Genomic DNA, 18,195 nt, shown 5'->3' with positions numbered 1-18,195 from the left:
TCAGCCAAGGACAGGTAAGACCAGAAGGGCGCAGGAGGCGGACGTGACTCAGGGACCGCTCACCACGGAGGCCGGTGCTCCGGTAGCCGACAACCAGAACAGCGAGACCGCGGGCGTCGGCGGCCCGGTGCTCGTCCAGGACCAGCTCCTCCTGGAGAAGCTGGCCCACTTCAACCGTGAGCGCATCCCGGAGCGTGTGGTGCACGCCCGCGGCGCCGGTGCCTACGGCACCTTCACGGTGACTGCCGATGTCACGAAGTACACGCGTGCCGCGTTCCTCTCCGAGGTCGGCAAGCAGACCGAGGTGTTCCTGCGGTTCTCGACCGTGGCCGGCAACCTCGGCGCCGCGGACGCGGTCCGCGACCCGCGTGGCTTCGCGGTGAAGTTCTACACCGAGGAGGGCAACTACGACCTCGTCGGCAACAACACCCCGGTGTTCTTCATCCGCGACGCGATCAAGTTCCCGGACTTCATCCACACCCAGAAGCGCGACCCGTACACCGGCTCGACCGAGGCGGACAACGTCTGGGACTTCTGGAGCCTGAGCCCGGAGAGCACGCACCAGGTGACCTGGCTGTTCGGCGACCGCGGCATCCCCGCCTCGTACCGCCACATGAACGGCTACGGCTCGCACACCTTCCAGTGGAACAACGAGGCCGGCGAGGTCTTCTGGGTCAAGTACCACTTCAAGACCGACCAGGGGATCAAGAACCTCACCCAGGAAGAGGCCAACAGGCTCGCCGGTGAGGACCCCGACTCCCACCAGCGCGACCTGCGCGAGGCGATCGAGCGCGGTGAGTTCCCGAGCTGGACCGTGCAGGTCCAGATCATGCCGGCGGCGGACGCGGCGACGTACCGCTTCAACCCGTTCGACCTCACCAAGGTGTGGCCGCACGCGGACTACCCGCCGATCACCATCGGCAAGCTGGAGCTCAACCGCAACCCGCGGAACATCTTCGCCGAGGTGGAGCAGTCGATCTTCTCGCCCGCGCACTTCGTGCCGGGGATCGGCCCCTCGCCGGACAAGATGCTCCAGGGCCGGCTGTTCGCCTACGGCGACGCGCACCGGTACCGCGTCGGCATCAACGCCGACCACCTGCCGGTGAACCGCCCGCACGCCACCGTGGCGAACACCAACTCCCGGGACGGCTTCCTCTACGACGGCCGGCACGGCGGTGCGAAGAACTACGAGCCGAACAGCTTCGGGGGGCCGCAGCAGACGGGCCGGCCGCTGTGGCAGCCCTTCGACGGGTTCACCGCGGGCACCGGCAACCACCCGACCCCGCGGCACGCCGAGGACGACGACTTCGTCCAGGCGGGCAACCTCTACCGGCTGATGAGCGCGGACGAGCAGGAGCGGCTCGTCGCCAACCTGGCGGGCTTCATCGCCAAGGTCTCGCGCGAGGACATCGTCGAGCGCGCGATCGGCAACTTCCGCAACGCGGACGCCGACTTCGGCAAGCGGCTGGAGGCCGCGGTCCAGGCCCTGCGCGGCTGAACAACCCCACCAGTGCTGGATCGCTTGCCGTAGGAAGCGGGCCGGGTCCCTCGAAGGGGCCCGGCCCGCTTTTCTCCTTATGGGCTCAGGCGGGTACGGCAGGGGCCTGCCGCCGGGCCGGGGCCCAGCAGCGGATGATGTCGCGGACCGAGACGATGCCGACCGGCTCGTCGCGGTCGAGGACGATGAGATGACGGAAGCCGCCGTGCGCCATGGCGCGGGCCGCCTCGTCCAGGGTCCAGGCCGGGGCGGCGAAGACGACGTCGGTGGTGGTGTGGGCGTGCGCGCACTCCGTGTCCGGGTCCTGGCCGAGACCCACGGAGTTGAGGATGTCGCGTTCGGTGAGAATGCCGAATCCGCCGGCGTCGGGGTCGTGGACCACGGCCGCGCCGACCCTGCGGGCCGACATCAGGGCGGCGGCCTGACGGAGGGTGTGGGTGGGGCCGATGGTGAGGACGACGGTGCTCATGGCGTCGCGGACGAGCATGGGCTGGAGCCACCTCCTTATGAATCCCCTGGTGAACCCCCGGGGTGGGGATTGTTCAGGAATTCACAAATTCACAAGTGGGGGGACTCTCAGAGTGGCAGGCAAAGAGAGGGTCAACAAGGGGGCGCGTGAAGCTCAGTAGCGCTGGTTCAGGTACCCCAGGAGCTCGTCGTGGAGCAGACCGTTCGACGCCGCCGCGTTGCCGCTGTGCGGACCGGGGCGCCCGTCCAGGCCGGTGAAGGTGCCGCCCGCCTCGGTGACGATGATGGCGTTCGCGGCCATGTCCCACAGCGACAGCTCGGGCTCGGCGCACAGGTCGACCGACCCCTCGGCCACCATCATGTACGGCCAGAAGTCGCCGTACGCGCGCGTGCGCCACACCTCGCGGGTCAGGTCCAGGAAGCCGTTCAGCCGGCCCTGCTCCTCCCAGCCGGAGAGCGAGGAGTACGCGAAGGAGGCGTCGGCGAGCTTCGAGACCCGGGAGACATGCAGCCGGGTCGCCTTCTGCAGGCTGCGGCCGCTGAACGCGCCGTGGCCCTTCGCCGCCCACCAGCGACGGCCGAGCGCGGGCGCGGAGACCACGCCGACGACGGGCTGGTAGCCGCCCTCTCCGGCTTCCATCAGGGCGATGAGGGTCGCCCAGACGGGCACGCCGCGCACATAGTTCTTGGTGCCGTCGATGGGGTCGATCACCCAGCGGCGGGGGCCGGTGCCCTCGACGCCGTACTCCTCGCCGAGGATCGCGTCCCGGGGCCGCGCCCGCTGGAGCTGGCCGCGGATGAGCTCCTCGGCGGCTTTGTCCGCTTCGCTGACCGGGGTCATGTCCGGCTTCGTCTCGACCTTGAGGTCGAGGGCCTTGAAGCGGTCCATGGTGGCGGCGTCCGCGGCGTCCGCGAGGACGTGGGCGAGACGGAGGTCGTCGAGGTAGTCCGGCATATGAGGAACCGTATCCGGCCAGGGGTGGACGGGGCTACACGGGCCCGTCGCCGCCCTGGAGTCATGACATGCTGCGGGCATGGACGGGACGTTCGCGGCACGGCTCGACAGCGCGGAGGAGTGGTGGTCCGCCGCCGTCGAGGACGCCCAGGAGGGGCGCTGGGTGCGCGATGCCGTCGAGCGGCAGGTGATGGCGGACATCGGAGCCGCGACCAACCCCCTGCACGGCGGGCGGCTGCCGCCCTTCACGGATGACCCCTGGCGCGTGCGGCTCGGGCGGATCGCCAACTGGGCCGGGGTGCTCCGGCTGGCCGCGCGCGCCGGAGGGTGGGACCTCCGGCCCGTCGTCGGACACCGCCCGCCGCGCCCCGCGGGCATGGCCGTGCTGCTCTCCGGCCTCTACGCGATCGGTGAGCAGGGCGAGCTGTGGATGCGCGGACTCCTGGCGGGGGCGGACCCGCCCGGCGCCGAGGTGGCCCGCGCGGAGGGCTTTCTGACGGGGCCGGGGTCCGTGGAGGACCTGGAGCTGTTCTTCTACGACTGACATGACCGCGTACGACTGACATGACCGCGTGCGGCTGGCATGACCGCGTGCGCCTGCGACTGCGTCCTTTGTGCCTGCGTGGACCCTTGACAGTGGTTTGGGGCGCGTCAACTCTGGGCCCAGTGCCGCTGGGTCGGCGAGGGAGGCGACGATGCCTGCAGCGCGGGAGTCCCTGCTGGACGCCGCTTACACGGCGCTGGCGCGCCGGCCGTGGTCGGCGGTGCGCATGGTGGATGTGGCCGCGGCGGCCGGGGTGTCCCGGCAGACGCTGTACAACGAGTTCGGCAGCAAGGACGGGCTCGCCCGGGCGCTGGTACGGCGGGAGGCGGACGCGTATCTGGCCGGTGTCGACCGGGCCCTCACCATGCCGGGGGAGCCCCGGGAGCGGCTGACCTCCACCGCCGAGTGGACAGCGACGGCCGCTCGGGAGAACGCGCTGGTCCATGCCCTGCTCACAGGCTGCTGGAGCGAGCGGCTGCCCGCCCTCACCCTCACCGCCGTACCGTCCACCACCGCCGTGCCCGCGCAGCGGCGCGTGGACGGCCCGCTGCCGTCACCCGGCGACTTCGTGGCCCTGGTCCGCGACCGTGCCGTCGCCGTCCTCACCGGGCCCGGCGGCGACAAGGCGGAGGCCGCCGAACTGGCCCGCTGCTGCGAGCTGGTGATCCGGCTGGCGCTGTCCTGTGTGGCCGCCCCGCCGGGCGAGGGCGGCGTCGCCGAGCTGGTGCGCGGTGTTCTGCACCGGCAGCCGGTCTGACGTGCCTCAGTGGGACGAGCCGGACAGCTGGAGTCCGATCACGCCGATGATCACCAGGCTGATCGAGACGATCTTCAGCGTGGAGACGATGTCACCGAGGAAGACCATGCCGTAGATCGCGGTGCCCGCCGCCCCGATCCCGGTCCACACCGCGTACGCCGGGCCCACGTCCAGCTTCTTCAGGGAGAGCGTCAGCAGACCGAAGCTGCCCAGGGCGAAGACGGCGAAGGCGATGGTCGGCCAGAGGCGGGTGAAGCCATGCGAGAGCTTGAGACAGACGGCGAAACCGGTTTCGAGCAACCCGGCCACGATGACCAGCAGCCACGCCATGTGCTGTCCTCCCGTACGTCCCCGTGAATCCCCGTTTGCGCACTGTGACCGCTTCGACCGCCTTTGGCCGAGCCGACTTCCGGCTCGGTGCGATTATGCCCTTACCGGACCTGCCCCCTGGCAAACAACGCGGAGGTCAGTCCCCTTCCCGCCGCTCCCGCGTGGACAGCAGCCGGCGCAGCGAGTAGAGGCGGGCCGGGTCGGCGTGACCCTCGGCCACCCAGCCGTCCAGCGCGCAGTCCGGCTCGTCGTGACTGCACGCGCGCGGGCACCCCTCGGTGCCGGCTTCCAGGTCGGGGAAGGCGTGGATCACCCGGGACGGGTCGATATGGGCCAGCCCGAACGACCGTACGCCCGGGGTGTCGACCACCCAGCCGTCGGCGCCCGAGAGGGGCAGCGCCAGGGCGGAGGTGGTGGTGTGCCGGCCGCGGCCCGTCACCGCGTTCACCTGACCGGTCAGCCGTCGCCGCTCCTCCGCGACGAGCGCGTTGACCAGGGTCGTCTTGCCGACGCCCGAGTGGCCGACGAAGGCGGTGATCCTGCCGTCCAGGTGCTCGCGCACCCGGTCCGCCGCGCCGCCGTTCTCCAGCTCCTCACGGCTGGTGACGACGTACGGGATGTCCAGGTCGCCGTACAGCTCCAGCAGCTTGTCCGGCGGGGCGAGGTCCGACTTCGTCATCACCAGCAGCGGGGTGAGGCCGCCGTCGTACGCCGCCACCAGGCAGCGGTCGATCAGGCGCGGGCGGGGCTCCGGGTCGGCGAGGGCGGTGACGATGGCCAGCTGGTGGGCGTTGGCGACGACCACGCGCTCGTACGGGTCGTCGTCGTCGGCCGTGCGGCGCAGCACCGAGGAGCGCTCCGCGATCCGGACGATCCGCGCGAGGGTGTCCTTCTTGCCGGACAGATCGCCGACCAGGGCCACCCGGTCGCCGACCACGGCCGCCTTCCGGCCCAGCTCGCGGGCCTTCATGGCCATCACCACGCGGTCCTCGACGAGGCAGGTCAGGCGGCCCCGGTCGACGGTGAGGACCATTCCCTCGGCGGCGTCCTCGTGCTTGGGCCGGATGTTCGTACGCGGCCGGTTGCCCTTGCGGTTGGGGCGGCTGCGGATGTCGTCCTCGTCGGTGTGCTTGCCGTAGCGGCGCATGGTGTTCCCCGAGTCCCTAGGCCTCGAGCATCCCGGTCCACAGCTCGGGGAAGTCCGGAAGGGTCTTCGCCGTCGTCGCCACGTTCTCGATCTGCACACCCTCGACCGCCAGGCCCAGGATCGCGCCGGCGGTCGCCATGCGGTGGTCCTCGTACGTGTGGAAGATGCCGCCGTGCAGCGGGCGCGGCCGGATGTGCAGACCGTCGGCGGTCTCGGTGACATCGCCGCCGAGCTCGTTGATCTCCTTGGTCAGGGCCGCCAGGCGGTCCGTCTCGTGCAGCCGCAGATGCGCCACGCCGCGCAGCGTGGACGGGGAGTCGGCGAGCGCGGCGACCGCCGCGATGCCCGGGGTCAGCTCGCCGACCTCGCTCAGGTCGACATCGATGCCATGGATCGCACCCGAACCGGTGAACCGCAGGCCGTACTCGGTCAGCTCGCAGGAGCCGCCCATCTCCGTGAAGATCTCCCGCAGCCGGTCGCCGGGCTGGGTGGTGCGGGCCGGCCAGTCCGGGATGACCACCTTGCCGCCGGTCACCAGCGCCGCCGCCAGGAACGGCTGGGCGTTGGACAGATCCGGCTCGATCGTCAGATCACGGCCGAGCAGCGCGCCCGGTGTGACCCGCCAGACGTTCGGCTCGCCGCCCGACTCCGGGGTGTCCACCTGGGCGCCGACCGCGCGCAGCATGTCGACGGTCATGCGGATGTGCGGGAGCGACGGCAGCGTGGCCCCCACGTGCCGGACCTCCACGCCCTGGTTGAAGCGCGGCCCCGAGAGCAGCAGCGCCGAGACGAACTGCGAGGACGAGGACGCGTCGATCTCCACCCGGCCGCCGTCCAGGGCGCCCCCGCCGTGCACGGTCAGCGGCAGCGCGCCCCGGCCGTCGTCGTCGATCCGGGCGCCCAGCACGCGCAGCGCGTCGATGACGCCGTTCAGGGGACGCTCGTACGACCTCGGGTCGCCGTCGAAGCGGATCGGGCCGTCGGCGAGCGCGGCGACCGGCGGCAGGAACCGCATCACCGTGCCGGCGTTGCCGACGTCGACCGTGGCCGGTCCGCGCAGGCCCGTGGGGAGCACCCGCCAGGCCTCGCCCGTGACGTCCCCGGCCCCCGCGCCGACGGAGCTGGACGACACCGTCTCCTCGATCCCCACGCCCATCGCCCGCAGCGCACCGGCCATCAGCAGGGTGTCGCGCGAGCGCAGCGGGCGGCGCAGCCAGCCGGGTTCGCTCGCCAGGGCGGCGAGCACCAGGGCGCGGTTGGTGACCGACTTGGACCCCGGCACGTGGACCGTCGCGTCGACGGCTCCGCTCGCGTGCGGGGCGGGCCAGAGGGCGGGGTACGTGGGGTTCGGGGCCATGGCCCCACTTTATAAGGAGGGGGGTGGAGCGGCTGTTCTTCGGGTGCGGCGGCGTAGTGGCTGGTCGGGCCCCGCGGCGAAGCCGCACATCGATGCAGCCCCGCGCCCTGGAGGGCCGGGCGTCACAAGCCCAGCAGCCAACGCCCCCCACCTATCAGCGAGCACACCGACACCGCGTGGAACAGGAACAGCCACACCGCCGCCGGTGCGTGCGTCAGCCGCGCCAGCTGGTCGGCGTCGGAGTCGGGCGCTCCGCCCCGCCGCCGCTTCGACTGCAGCTCGAACGCCGGCCGTACGCCTCCCAGCAGCAGGAACCACACCACCGCGTACGCGAACGCGGCCTGCACCTGCGGGCCCGTGAGCCAGGACACCAGGACGAACAGGGCGCCGGTCAGGACGACCGTGAGGACGCCGTACGCGTTGCGGATCATCACCAGCATGGCCAGCAGCAGGGCCGTCGCCAGCCACAGCAGCAGCGTGATGCGGCCGGCGGCCAGCAGGGCCGCGCCGCCCAGGCCCAGCAGCGGCGGCGCGGTGTAGCCCGCGGCGGCTGTGAGGATCATGCCAAGGCCGTACGGCTTGCCGCGGCTGACGGTGAGGCCGCTGGTGTCGGAGTGCAGCCGGATGCCGGTGAGGGTACGGCCGGTGAGCAGGGCGATCAGGCCGTGGCCGCCCTCGTGGGCGATGGTGATCGCGTTGCGGGACAGCCGCCACAGGCCGTGCGGGACGATCACGGCGAGCGCGGCGACCAGGGTGGCGATCATCACCCACAGGTCGGGGTCGGGCTGGGTGCCGACGAGTTCGTCCCAGAGAGAGGTGGCGGTCGTGCTGTCCATGATTGAAAGGCGCTCCCTCTGGTCGTGCGGAGTCTGGCAGTGTGGCACGTATGTGCGGACGGTATGCAGCGAGTCGCAGGCCCGAGGATCTCGCAGGAATCTTTGAGATCGAGAAGTGGGAGCCGGAGGAGACACTGGCGCCCGATTACAACGTGGCGCCGACCAAGGAGGTCTACGCCGTCCTCGACCGTCCCCTCAAAGACGCCGACGACCCGCGCCCGGTTCGGCAGCTGCGGAAGCTGAAGTGGGGCCTGGTGCCGTCCTGGGCCAAGACGCCCGAGGGCGGCGCCCGGATGATCAACGCCCGCTCGGAGACCGTGCACGAGAAGCCCGCCTTCCGCCGGGCCTTCGCCGCCCGGCGCTGCATCCTGCCCGCCGACGGCTACTACGAGTGGGTCACCGGCAAGCAGGAGCGGGAGCTGGAGGTCGAGGGCCGGAAGAAGCGGCCCCGCAAGCAGCCGTACTTCGTGCTGCCCGCCGACGGCTCGGTCTTCGCGATGGCCGGGCTGTACGAGTTCTGGCGGGACCGCACGCTGCCCGACGACCACCCGCAGGCCTGGTGGGTCACCTGCTCGGTGCTCACCACCGAGGCGGAGGCCGACCCGCTCGCCGTCGCCCCCGCCGAGGGCCCGAGCGCGCTCGCCGAGATCCACCCCCGGATGCCGCTGATGCTCACCCCGGACCGCTGGGACGCCTGGCTGGACCCGTCCCGGACGGACCCCGAGGACCTGCGCGAGCTGCTCACCCCGCCCCCGCCCGGCCTGATGCGCGCCTACCCGGTGAGCACGGCCGTCAGCAACGTCCGCAACAACGGACCGGAGCTGCTGAAGGAGCTGGCGGCGCCCGAAGAGGGCACACTCTTCTGACGTGACGAACGACACCGCCGAGCAGATCACCGAGACCGTCGAGACCGACGCGGGGACCGCCCGCATCACCTGGCACCGGGCCCGCAGGGCGCGCCTCGTGCTCGCCGTCAGCCACGGCGCGGGCGGCGGCATCGAGGCCCGCGACCTCCAGGCGGTCGCCGCCGCGCTGCCCGCGCACGGCGTGAGCGTCGCCCTTGTGGAGCAGCCCTGGCGGGTGGCCGGCAAGAAGATGGCGCCCGCGCCGAAGACGCTGGACACCGGGTGGCGGGGCATCTGGCCCGCGCTGTCCGGGCACGGCCTGCCGGTGGTCGCGGGCGGGCGCAGCGCCGGGGCCCGGGTGGCCTGCCGCACCGCGGGGGAGCTGGGCGCGGCCGGCGTGCTGGCGCTGGCCTTCCCGCTGCACCCGCCGGGCAAGCCGGAGAAGTCGCGCGCCGAGGAGCTGCTGGGGGCGGGGGCGCCGACCCTCGTCGTGCAGGGCGGCAACGATCCGTGGGGGAAGCCCGAGGAGTTCCCCGAGGGCGACTTCGAGCTGGTCGAGGTGCCGTACGCCGATCACGGCCTGGCCGTGCCGAAGCGGGCGCCGCTGGACCAGGCGGAGGCCCTGGCGGTGATCACGGACGCGGTCGCGAAGTGGACCGGCGCCCTCGTGTGAGGCTCTCGCGCAAAGTTCTGGCGCAAAGCTCTCGCGGCTCTGGCGCAAAGCTCTCGCGTAAAGCCATGTAAAGCTTCGAACAAGACCGCGGGAATGCCCGGCGCACGGTCGCTGTTGAGGCGGACAGAAGTGCTGACGACCAGCACCGACGTCGTAGGAGAGGAAGTCCGCCGCATGGGTTCGACCTTCTGCCCGAGCCGCAGCAGCCGTGCTGACCTGGACTGGACGGTGCTGCACGCGGCCAAGACCGCCCCTCTTCGGGCGGCGGGCGGACCGGATCGACAGGCGGCCCCGACCGTGGGTCGTCTATCCTCCGATTCGAGTGGGACTGGATTCGGTCCCACAAGGAACTTCGAGGAGGTGGGTCCGGTTCCCGGTACCGACGCAGGGACCGACAACGGCCAGGCGGAGCTGCCCGAGGGCCAGGGCATCAGCGCGGACACGGGCGCGGAGACCACGGCGGAGCGCAGCGCGCGCTTCGAGCGGGACGCGCTCGAGTTCCTCGACCAGATGTACTCGGCCGCACTGCGCATGACGCGCAACCCGGCCGACGCCGAGGACCTGGTGCAGGAGACGTATGCCAAGGCGTACGCGTCCTTCCACCAGTTCCGCGAGGGCACCAACCTCAAGGCGTGGCTGTACCGGATCCTCACCAACACGTTCATCAACTCCTACCGCAAGAAGCAGCGTGAACCGCAGCGCAGCGCGGCCGAGGAGATCGAGGACTGGCAGCTCGCCCGTGCCGAGTCGCACATGTCGACGGGTCTGCGCTCCGCGGAGTCGCAGGCGCTCGACCACCTGCCCGACTCGGACGTGAAGGAAGCGCTCCAGGCGATCCCCGAGGAGTTCCGCATCGCCGTGTATCTCGCCGACGTAGAGGGCTTTGCGTACAAGGAGATCGCGGACATCATGGGGACACCCATCGGTACGGTGATGTCCCGGCTGCACCGGGGCCGCCGTCAACTGCGCGGCATGCTCGAGGACTACGCCCGCGAGCGCGGGCTGGTCCCGGCCGGCGCCGGAGACTCGGACGAAGCGAAAGGCTCGGGCTCATGAGCTGCGGAGAGCCGCACGAGACGGACTGCAGTGAGGTCCTGGACCACCTGTACGAGTTCCTCGACAGTGAGATGCCGCCCGTCGACCGGGACAAGTTCCAGCACCACTTCGAGGAATGCTCCCCCTGCCTGGAGAAGTACGGGCTGGAGCAGGCGGTGAAGAAGCTGGTCAAGCGGTGCTGCGGGCATGACGAGGTACCGACCGACCTGCGCGCCAAGGTCATGGGACGGATCGAGCTGATCCGCTCCGGGCAGACCGTGCCCGAGCACGATGTGACGGCGACACCGCAGGAGTCCTGACCTCCGTCACCGAACATCACCCGAATGTGCTAATCGGCGGACCATCGGTCCGCACCCCACCCCCGGCCGCCCTAGGCTCCGAGCCTGTTACGGGCATGGACGGGGGCTGGGGAGGGGCGTCGTCATGGAGGCGGTTCCGGCACGGGCGCGGGTGTACGTCGCCGGTGTCGCCCTTGGCGCGCTGATCTGTCTGGCGCCGCTGCCCACGGCCCGCGCGCCCTGGTGGGCGATCGCCCTGCTGGCGGCGCTGTACGCCGGCGGCGAGCGGATCGCCGGCCGGCGTCAGGCCGGTACGTGCCACCCCGTGCTGCTGGCCGGCGCCTTCGTGCTGTCGCCGCCCGCCGCCGCGCTCGTCGCGGTGCCGGGCGCGCTGCTGTCCCGGGTCGAGCAGCGGCCGGTGGCGCTGCGCCGGATCTGGCGGGCCGCCGAGCTGGTGCTCGCCGTCTGGGCCGCGGCCCGGGTGTTCCGGGCACTGGGCGGACGGGACGCCGTCGCGGCCGCCGACTTCCCGTACGCGCTGCTGCCCGCCGCGGCCTCCGTGCTGGTGTTCAGCGCGGTGCTCGCCCTGCTCGACGGCAGCGTCCTGGTGCTCGCCGAGCGGGTGCCGCCCCGCCGGGCCTGGCGTGGGCTGTTCGCGCGCTCGCTCGCCCCGCTCGGGGTGCATGGGCTGGCCGGGCTGATGATGGCCGTGCTGTGGCGCAGCCGCTACGGTCCGGTCGCCTCGCTGCTCGTGCTGCTGCCGATGTGCGTCTCCTGGTGGGCCTTCGACCAGTACCACCGGGAGCGGGCCGCCCACCAGGCCACCATCCGGGCGCTGGTGCAGGCCGTCGACATCAAGGACGGGTACACCCGCGGCCACAGCGAGCGGGTCGGACAGGCCTCCATGATGATCGCCCGCGAGCTGGGCATGACCGACGAGCGCGTCGAGGTGCTGCGGTTCGCCGGCATCCTGCACGACGTGGGCAAGCTCGGCGTCCCCACCCGGCTGCTGCGCAAGGACGGGCCGCTGACGCCCGAGGAGCGGCGGATCATCGAGCTGCACCCCGAGTACGGGCACGAGATGGTGCGGGGCATCTCCTTCCTGGGCGAGGCCCGGGCCGCCGTCCTGCACCACCACGAGCGGATGGACGGCAGCGGCTACCCCTACGGGCTGGCCGGCGGCCAGATCCCCGAGTCCGCGCGGGTCGTCGCCGTCGCCGACGCCTTCGACGCCATGACGTCCACCCGGACCTACCGGCGGGCCCGGCCCGTCGAGGCGGCGCTGACGGAGCTGAAGCGGTGCGCGGGGACGCAGTTCGACCCGCGGATGGTGGAGGCGCTGGCGCGGGCCCTGGCGAAGTACGGCTGGCATCCCACGGTGACCGCCGACGAGATCCCGGCGCCCCGGCCGCCCTCCGCACCCGTCCCCGGCCGCGAGGGGGCACACCCGTGACGCCGGCCCTGCCCCGCGCCCTCATCCACACCTGCGCCGCCCTGCTCGCCGCCGTCTCCCTCGCGGTCACGCTCGGGACCGGACTGGCGGACCGCGGCATCGCACTGGCGTTCGGTGCGCTGATCGCCCTCGGCGAGCTGACCCGGTGGACCGGGACCGACCCCGCCCGGGAGGCGGCGCCGCTCGGCGCCGCGGGCGCCCTGTCCTACGCGTTGCTCGGCGAGAACGCCGGGCGGCCCACCGGCCACGGCGTCACCCAGGTCGTCGCCGTCGTGCTCGCCGCCTCGCTGCTCGGCTGCGTCCCGCACATCGCGCGCGGCCGGGGACCGACGTACGACCATCTGGCGCGGCGCGTGCTCACCGTCGGCTTCGTCGCCGCCTGCTACCAACCGGTCTACAACCGGGGCCTGTTCGACGGCTGGGTCGGGCCCGCGTACGCGCTGCTGCTGCTCGCGCTGCTCGCCCTCACCGCGCTGTGCGACGCGGTGCTCGCCGCCGCGCTGGCGCACGGGCGCACCCGGTGGCCGTTCGGCCCGCTGCTCCGCGACGAGCTGCGGGCCGTGCCCGGCGTCGGCTCCGCGATCTGCGCGACCGGTGCCGTGATCGCGCTCGCCGTCGCGGTCGCCGGGTTGTGGGCGCTGCCGGTGTTCTGTGTGCCGCTGCTGCTCACCCAGGTGTCGGTCCGGCGGTACGCCGCCGTGCGCGCCACCTACCGGCAGACCATCGCCTCCCTCGCCCGCGCCACCGAGATCGCCGGCTGCACCCCGGCCGGGCACGCCCGCCGGGTCGCCGCGCTCGGCCGGGCCGTCGGCCGGGACCTGGGGTTGTCCGAGCCGGAGCTGACCGTGCTGGAGTACGCGGCCCTCATGCACGACATCGGCCAGCTCAGCCTGGTCGACCCGGTCCCGGCCGGGGCCACCGCCGTGCTGCCCGCCGCCGAGCAGCGCCGGATCGCACTGCTGGGCGGGGCCGTGGTCCGGCAGACCGGGGTCAGCCCGCAGGTCGCCGAGATCGTGGAGCGGCAGGCCGATCCGTGCGCGGAGCAGCCGCTCGCCGCACGGATCGTGCGGGTGGTGAACGCGTACGAGGAGAAGGCCCGCAACGCCGGGCCCGGCGGACCCCTGACGGCGCTGGAGGAACTGCGGCTCGCGACGGCGGGGGAGTACGCCCCGGAGGTGGTGGAAGCACTGGCCCGGGTACTGTCCCGGGACGGTCTGACCCTGCCCGTGGGTGGGTAACCCATGGGTAATGAGCGGCCCTCCAGGCGTACGTGGTTGGATGCGAAGGAGAGGGAGTCCGAGAGGCTGTCCGGGGGCACAGCCGGCCCACTCCACGGAACTGGCAGGCGGGAATCGTGAGGATCTTCGGCAAGGGACGGCACCGGCCCTCCGCCTCCTGGCGGCAGGCCACCGACCGCGCGTTCACGCTGATCGGCGACGGCCGGTACGAGGACGCGGGCGCGCTGCTGACACGCGCCGCCGATCTGGAGCCCTGGCTGTCGGAGTCCTGGTTCAACCTCGCCCTGCTGCACAAGTTCCGGCACGACTGGGAGCAGGCCCGGGCCGCGGGCCTCAGGGCCGTCGCGCTGCTGGACCGGGAGACCGGGGCGCCCGACTGGTGGAACGTCGGCATCGCCGCCACCGCGCTCCAGGACTGGCCGCTGGCCCGGCGCGCCTGGCAGGCGTACGGCCTGCACGTGCCCGGCGGCGCCACCGCCTCCGGTGAGCCCGTCGGCATGGACCTGGGCAGCGCGGCCGTACGCCTGTCGCCCGAGGGCGAGGCCGAGGTGGTGTGGGGGCGGCGGCTCGACCCCGCGCGGATAGAGGTGCTGTCCATTCCGCTGCCCTCGTCCGGGCGGCGCTGGGGCGAGGTGGTGCTGCACGACGGGGTGCCGCACGGGGAGCGGACCACGGCCGCCGGGCACACCTATCCGGTCTTCGACGAGATCGAGCTGTGGGCGCCTTCGCCGGTCCCGACCTGGGTCGTGCTCCTCGAGGCGGCCACCGAGGCGGACCGGGACGCGCTGGAGCAGCTGGCCGCGGAGGCCGGGTTCGCCGCGGAGGACTGGTCGTCGTCGGTGCGGCTGCTGTGCCGGATGTGCTCGGAGTCACGGATGCCGGCGGACGAGGGGGACGGGGAGCACCTCGATCCCCACGACCACAGTGAGCCGGGGCATCCGGGGCCGCTCGGGCATCGGACGGATGGGCAGCTGTGGGTGCCGGAGCGGGAGTGCGGGGTGGCTGCGCCGGCATCGCTGGTTCGGGGGTTGTTGGACGGGTGGGTCGCCGACAGCCCGGACTCGAGGGACTGGCGGGATCTCGAAGAGGTCTGCTAGGTCCGTTGCCGGGTGCGGGTTCGTGGGGGTTGATCGCGCCCACGCGGCGGAGCCGCATATCGACACAGACCCGCGCCCTGCCGGGGCGCGTCACCCGTACCCTGTATTGGCATCGCACCCTTTGTTTTTTCCAGGAAGGCATACGTCGGTCATGGCGCAGCAGGACATCGATCAGCAGCACGTGGGCGTGCTCCCCGTGGACGACGAGGGCTTCGTCATCGACACGGAGGACTGCGAGGAGCGCGAGCAGGCGTACCGCGGGCGCGGCACCTCCCGGCCGATCACCGTCGTCGGGAACCCGGTGCTCCACAAGGAGTGCCAGGACGTCACCGAGTTCGACGACGAGCTGCGCAAGCTGGTCGACGACATGTTCGCCTCGCAGCGCACCGCCGAGGGCGTGGGCCTGGCCGCCAACCAGATCGGTGTCGACCGGAAGGTCTTCGTCTACGACTGCCCGGACGACGAAGGTGTGCGGCACGTCGGTGTGGTCTGCAACCCGAAGCTGGTCGAGCTGCCCGCGGAGAAGCGCCGCCTGGACGACAGCAACGAGGGCTGTCTGTCGGTGCCGACCGCGTACATGCCGCTGGCCCGGCCCGACTACGCCGAGGTGACCGGCCAGGACGAGTACGGCAACCCGATCAAGGTCCGCGGCACCGGATACTTCGCTCGGTGTTTGCAGCACGAGACGGACCACCTGTACGGCTACCTGTACATCGACCGTCTCTCGAAGCGGGACCGCAAGGACGCCCTGCGGCAGATGGCCGAGAACGAGCCCCGCTACCCCGTGGTCGCGAACGACTAGCCACAGACGCCCCTTCCGTACGGCGCCTGGCCGGGTTCCCCGCCCGACCGGGCGCCGTTCGTCTGTCCGTCGCACGTTCGACCGCTTCTGCTTCCGTAGTGATCCAGAACCAGTCACACAAGAGGGGTGTCTCGGCAGTATGGGGTAGTGAGTGGAGCAAATCCGTTCCCAGAACGGTCAGTTGTGGTGCTGAATGGGAAGTGCGGGGTTACGCAACGGCGCACGCCCGGCACGACGGGAGGGGTGTGTGCCGACCGGCGGCTGAGAGGGGTTTGTTCGTGCCTGCTTTCCCACACAGCACCAGTACCACCGCGACCGCGGTCGCCGTTCCACCGTCGCTCGCTCTTCCAATGATCGAGGCGGCGTTTCCCAGGCAATTGCACCCGTATTGGCCCAGGCTCCAGGAGAAGACCCGTACCTGGTTGCTGGAAAAGCGGCTCATGCCGGCGGACAAGGTCGAGGAATATGCCGACGGCCTGTGCTACACCGATCTGATGGCGGGGTACTACGTCGGCGCCCCGGACGAGGTCATGCAGGCGATCGGGGACTACAGCGCGTGGTTCTTCGTCTGGGACGACCGCCACGACCGGGACATCGTCCACCGCCGGCCCCAGGCCTGGGGACGGCTGCGCACCCGGCTGCACACGGCCCTCGACAGCCCCCGGGACCACCTGCGCCACCAGGACCCTCTGGTGGCCGGGTTCGCCGACAGCGTGCTGCGGCTGTACTCGTTCCTGCCGGACACGTGGAACGCGCGATTCGCCCGCCACTTCCACGCGGTGATCGAGGCGTACGACCGGGAATTCCAGAACCGCACCGAGGGATTCGTTCCCACGGTCCGGGAATACCTGGAACTGCGCCGCCTCACCTTCGCGCACTGGATCTGGACCGACCTGCTGGAGCCGAGCGCGGGAATCGAACTCCCGGAGGTGGTAAGGAAACACCCGTCATATCGGCGGGCCGCACTGCTGAGTCAGGAATTCGCCGCCTGGTACAACGACCTCTGTTCGCTGCCCAAGGAAATCGCAGGCGACGAGGTCCACAATCTCGGCATCAGTCTCATCACCCATGAGGGGCTGACGCTCGAGGAAGCGGTCGTCGAAGTCCGGCGGCGCGTCGAGAAATGCATAACCGACTTTCTCGTCGCCGAGCGGGACGCGCTGCGGTTCGCCGACGGACTGGCCGACGGCACGGTGCGGGGAAAGGAACTGAGCCTCGCCGTGCGGGCCTGCGTCGCATATATGCGGAACTGGTTCAGCTCCGTCTACTGGTTCCACCACGAGTCCGGCCGGTATCGGGTGGACAGTTGGGACGACCGGTCCACGCCCCCGTACGTCGACAACGAAGCGGCAGGTGAGAAATGACCGTCGAGTCCGTGAACTCCGCGGCCCCCGAAGCGGGTCAGGCACCGGAACTGCGCGAACCGCCCCTCGCCGGCGGAGCCGTACCGCTCCTCGGCCACGGTCTGAAGCTCGTCCGAGATCCCCTGGCCTTCATGTCCCGGCTGCGCGAGCACGGGGACGTCGTACGGCTGAAGCTCGGCCCCAAGACGGTGTACGCGGTCACCACCCCCGCGCTCACCGGAGCCCTCGCGCTGAGCCCCGACTTCAAGATCGACGGGCCGCTGTGGGAGTCCCTGGAGGGTCTGCTCGGCAAGGAGGGCGTGGCCACCGCCAACGGCCCCCGCCACCGGCGCCAGCGCCGCACCATCCAGCCCGCGTTCCGGCTGGACGCCATCCCCGCGTACGGGCCGATCATGGAGGAGGAGGCGCACGGGCTGACCACCCGCTGGCGGCCCGGCGAGACCATCGACTGCACCTCGGAGTCCTTCCGGGTGGCCGTGCGGATCGCGGCCCGCTGTCTGCTGCGCGGCGAGTACATGGACGAGCGGGCCGAGCGGCTGTGCACCGCGCTCGCGGTCGTCTTCCAGGGCATGTACCGGCGGATGGTGGTGCCGCTGGGGCCGCTGTACCGGCTGCCGCTGCCGGCCAACCGCGAATTCAACCGCGCGTTGGCCGATTTGCATCTCCTCGTCGACGAGATCATCGCCGAGCGCCGGGCGTCCGGTCAAAAGCCGGACGATTTGCTGACGGCGTTGCTGGAGGCGAAGGACGAGAATGGCGACCCCATCGGGGAGCAGGAGATCCACGACCAGGTCGTCGCGATACTCACCCCCGGAAGCGAAACCGTCGCGTCCACCATCATGTGGCTGCTGCAAGTGCTCGCGGAACATCCGGAACACGCGGACAAGGTCCGGGAAGAGGTTGAATCCGTAACGGGTGGGCGTCCGGTGGCATTCGAGGACGTGCGCAAGCTGCGGCACACCAACAATGTCGTGGTCGAGGCGATGCGTTTGCGCCCGGCCGTCTGGATATTGACCCGGCGGGCGGTCACCGACACCGTGCTCGGCGGCTATCGCATTCCGGCCGGAGCCGACATCGTGTACAGCCCGTACGCGATCCAGCGCGATCCGCACTCCTACGCGGACCACCTCGACTTCGATCCCGACCGATGGCTTCCGGAACGCGCCAAGGACGTGCCGAAATATGCCATGAGCCCCTTCAGTGTGGGTAATCGGAAGTGCCCGAGCGACCACTTCTCGATGGCCCAACTGACGCTCATCACGGCGGCGGTGGCGACGAAGTACCGCTTCGAGCAGGTGGCGGGCTCCGACGACGCCACCCGCGTGGGCATCACGCTCCGACCGCAGCGCCTGCTGCTGAAGCCCGTACCCAGGTGAGGGTGCGGGGGCCGGGGGGGGGGGGCCACAAGGCGTGCCCCGCGCCCGGCTCCCGGATCGCCTCCCCCCGCCAGGCCTGCTCCGCCACGCCCACCGCCGACAGGTAGACCGCCACCTACGA

19 protein-coding genes are annotated in these 18,195 nt (G+C 71.5%); 13 read left to right on the top strand and 6 right to left on the bottom strand.

The genetic code is table 11. From position 1 onward, the window contains the following. Window positions 1–43 precede the first annotated feature (43 nt). On the top strand, window positions 44–1,498 hold the full coding sequence (locus ACZ42A_RS33040; protein ID WP_468530985.1) for a catalase: 1,455 nt from the start codon (window positions 44–46) through the stop codon (window positions 1,496–1,498). 85 nt (window positions 1,499–1,583) lie between these two features. Here the strand turns inward: ACZ42A_RS33040 and ACZ42A_RS33035 are convergent, their stop codons facing one another. Then, entirely contained in the window at window positions 1,584–1,985 is a 402-nt protein-coding gene (locus ACZ42A_RS33035; protein WP_468530984.1) for a CBS domain-containing protein, read from the bottom strand. Between the two features lie 135 nt (window positions 1,986–2,120). Beyond that, window positions 2,121–2,921 (bottom strand): histidinol-phosphatase, encoded by an 801-nt coding sequence (gene hisN / locus ACZ42A_RS33030; protein WP_468530983.1) that lies wholly within the window; start codon window positions 2,919–2,921, stop codon window positions 2,121–2,123. Between the two features lie 79 nt (window positions 2,922–3,000). Here hisN and ACZ42A_RS33025 point away from each other — a divergent pair, with 79 nt between their 5' ends. Both ACZ42A_RS33025 and ACZ42A_RS33020 read left to right on the top strand, forming a co-directional pair. Next, window positions 3,001–3,465 (top strand): hypothetical protein, encoded by a 465-nt coding sequence (locus tag ACZ42A_RS33025; RefSeq protein ID WP_468530982.1) that lies wholly within the window; start codon window positions 3,001–3,003, stop codon window positions 3,463–3,465. A gap of 151 nt (window positions 3,466–3,616) precedes the next feature. After that, on the top strand, window positions 3,617–4,222 hold the full coding sequence (locus ACZ42A_RS33020) for a TetR/AcrR family transcriptional regulator (RefSeq protein WP_468530981.1): 606 nt from the start codon (window positions 3,617–3,619) through the stop codon (window positions 4,220–4,222). A 6-nt stretch (window positions 4,223–4,228) separates the two neighbouring features. Here ACZ42A_RS33020 and ACZ42A_RS33015 read toward each other — a convergent pair whose 3' ends face one another. The 4 genes from ACZ42A_RS33015 to ACZ42A_RS33000 form a co-directional block, all read right to left on the bottom strand. Further along, the gene (locus tag ACZ42A_RS33015) at window positions 4,229–4,552 is read right to left on the bottom strand and encodes a DMT family transporter (protein ID WP_468530980.1); all 324 of its coding nucleotides are present in this window, start codon (window positions 4,550–4,552) and stop codon (window positions 4,229–4,231) included. A gap of 136 nt (window positions 4,553–4,688) precedes the next feature. After that, window positions 4,689–5,699 carry a ribosome small subunit-dependent GTPase A gene (gene rsgA / locus ACZ42A_RS33010; protein WP_468530979.1) on the bottom strand — a complete coding sequence of 337 codons (1,011 nt, stop codon included), beginning with the start codon at window positions 5,697–5,699 and terminating at the stop codon, window positions 4,689–4,691. Between the two features lie 16 nt (window positions 5,700–5,715). Beyond that, a complete protein-coding gene (gene aroA / locus ACZ42A_RS33005) occupies window positions 5,716–7,056 on the bottom strand; it encodes a 3-phosphoshikimate 1-carboxyvinyltransferase (protein ID WP_468530978.1) in 1,341 nt (446 codons plus the stop codon). 122 nt (window positions 7,057–7,178) lie between these two features. Continuing rightward, window positions 7,179–7,892 (bottom strand): M50 family metallopeptidase, encoded by a 714-nt coding sequence (locus ACZ42A_RS33000; RefSeq protein WP_468530977.1) that lies wholly within the window; start codon window positions 7,890–7,892, stop codon window positions 7,179–7,181. Between the two features lie 50 nt (window positions 7,893–7,942). On the opposite strand from ACZ42A_RS33000, the gene ACZ42A_RS32995 reads away from it, so the two are divergent. The 10 genes from ACZ42A_RS32995 (at window position 7,943) to ACZ42A_RS32950 (ending at window position 18,074) form a co-directional block, all read left to right on the top strand. Beyond that, complete coding sequence (locus tag ACZ42A_RS32995; protein WP_468530976.1) at window positions 7,943–8,758, top strand: SOS response-associated peptidase; 816 nt, start codon at window positions 7,943–7,945, stop codon at window positions 8,756–8,758. A gap of 25 nt (window positions 8,759–8,783) precedes the next feature. Beyond that, window positions 8,784–9,410, top strand: coding sequence for an alpha/beta hydrolase family protein (locus tag ACZ42A_RS32990; protein ID WP_468531021.1), 627 nt, complete (start codon window positions 8,784–8,786; stop codon window positions 9,408–9,410). A 360-nt stretch (window positions 9,411–9,770) separates the two neighbouring features. Further along, entirely contained in the window at window positions 9,771–10,466 is a 696-nt protein-coding gene (locus ACZ42A_RS32985) for a sigma-70 family RNA polymerase sigma factor (RefSeq protein WP_468530975.1), read from the top strand. Beyond that, entirely contained in the window at window positions 10,463–10,765 is a 303-nt protein-coding gene (gene rsrA, locus ACZ42A_RS32980) for a mycothiol system anti-sigma-R factor (protein WP_468530974.1), read from the top strand. Before ACZ42A_RS32985 ends, rsrA begins: the two co-directional genes overlap by 4 nt. A 124-nt stretch (window positions 10,766–10,889) precedes the next feature. Further along, window positions 10,890–12,197, top strand: a complete 1,308-nt coding sequence (locus ACZ42A_RS32975; protein WP_468530973.1) for an HD-GYP domain-containing protein — start codon at window positions 10,890–10,892, stop codon at window positions 12,195–12,197. Further along, window positions 12,194–13,435 (top strand): HD-GYP domain-containing protein, encoded by a 1,242-nt coding sequence (locus ACZ42A_RS32970; RefSeq protein ID WP_468530972.1) that lies wholly within the window; start codon window positions 12,194–12,196, stop codon window positions 13,433–13,435. Before ACZ42A_RS32975 ends, ACZ42A_RS32970 begins: the two co-directional genes overlap by 4 nt. Before the next feature lie 116 nt (window positions 13,436–13,551). Further along, the gene (locus tag ACZ42A_RS32965) at window positions 13,552–14,532 is read left to right on the top strand and encodes a tetratricopeptide repeat protein (protein WP_468530971.1); all 981 of its coding nucleotides are present in this window, start codon (window positions 13,552–13,554) and stop codon (window positions 14,530–14,532) included. A gap of 151 nt (window positions 14,533–14,683) precedes the next feature. After that, window positions 14,684–15,334, top strand: a complete 651-nt coding sequence (def, locus tag ACZ42A_RS32960; RefSeq protein ID WP_468530970.1) for a peptide deformylase — start codon at window positions 14,684–14,686, stop codon at window positions 15,332–15,334. A 278-nt stretch (window positions 15,335–15,612) separates the two neighbouring features. Next, window positions 15,613–16,698 (top strand): epi-isozizaene synthase, encoded by a 1,086-nt coding sequence (gene cyc1, locus ACZ42A_RS32955; RefSeq protein WP_468531020.1) that lies wholly within the window; start codon window positions 15,613–15,615, stop codon window positions 16,696–16,698. Continuing rightward, window positions 16,695–18,074, top strand: coding sequence for a bifunctional albaflavenone monooxygenase/terpene synthase (locus ACZ42A_RS32950; RefSeq protein ID WP_468530969.1), 1,380 nt, complete (start codon window positions 16,695–16,697; stop codon window positions 18,072–18,074). Before cyc1 ends, ACZ42A_RS32950 begins: the two co-directional genes overlap by 4 nt. Window positions 18,075–18,195: the final 121 nt, after the last annotated feature.

The sequence above is a fragment of the Streptomyces sp. NPDC030838 genome, from assembly GCF_055572035.1.
The sequence above is the reverse complement of the archived record's forward strand: the minus strand, read 5'-3'. Positions and strand labels throughout refer to the sequence as shown.

Bases quoted from the DNA above. Each gene is read 5' to 3' on its own strand.
- ACZ42A_RS33035 (WP_468530984.1), bottom strand. From the start codon at position 1,985: ATGCTCGTCCGCGACGCCATGAGCACCGTCGTCCTCACCATCGGCCCC.
- hisN (WP_468530983.1), bottom strand. From the start codon at position 2,921: ATGCCGGACTACCTCGACGACCTCCGTCTCGCCCACGTCCTCGCGGAC.
- ACZ42A_RS33025 (WP_468530982.1), top strand. From the start codon at position 3,001: ATGGACGGGACGTTCGCGGCACGGCTCGACAGCGCGGAGGAGTGGTGG.
- ACZ42A_RS33020 (WP_468530981.1), top strand. From the start codon at position 3,617: ATGCCTGCAGCGCGGGAGTCCCTGCTGGACGCCGCTTACACGGCGCTG.
- ACZ42A_RS33015 (WP_468530980.1), bottom strand. From the start codon at position 4,552: ATGGCGTGGCTGCTGGTCATCGTGGCCGGGTTGCTCGAAACCGGTTTC.
- rsgA (WP_468530979.1), bottom strand. From the start codon at position 5,699: ATGCGCCGCTACGGCAAGCACACCGACGAGGACGACATCCGCAGCCGC.
- aroA (WP_468530978.1), bottom strand. From the start codon at position 7,056: ATGGCCCCGAACCCCACGTACCCCGCCCTCTGGCCCGCCCCGCACGCG.
- ACZ42A_RS33000 (WP_468530977.1), bottom strand. From the start codon at position 7,892: ATGGACAGCACGACCGCCACCTCTCTCTGGGACGAACTCGTCGGCACC.
- ACZ42A_RS32995 (WP_468530976.1), top strand. From the start codon at position 7,943: ATGTGCGGACGGTATGCAGCGAGTCGCAGGCCCGAGGATCTCGCAGGA.
- rsrA (WP_468530974.1), top strand. From the start codon at position 10,463: ATGAGCTGCGGAGAGCCGCACGAGACGGACTGCAGTGAGGTCCTGGAC.
- ACZ42A_RS32975 (WP_468530973.1), top strand. From the start codon at position 10,890: ATGGAGGCGGTTCCGGCACGGGCGCGGGTGTACGTCGCCGGTGTCGCC.
- def (WP_468530970.1), top strand. From the start codon at position 14,684: ATGGCGCAGCAGGACATCGATCAGCAGCACGTGGGCGTGCTCCCCGTG.
- ACZ42A_RS32950 (WP_468530969.1), top strand. From the start codon at position 16,695: ATGACCGTCGAGTCCGTGAACTCCGCGGCCCCCGAAGCGGGTCAGGCA.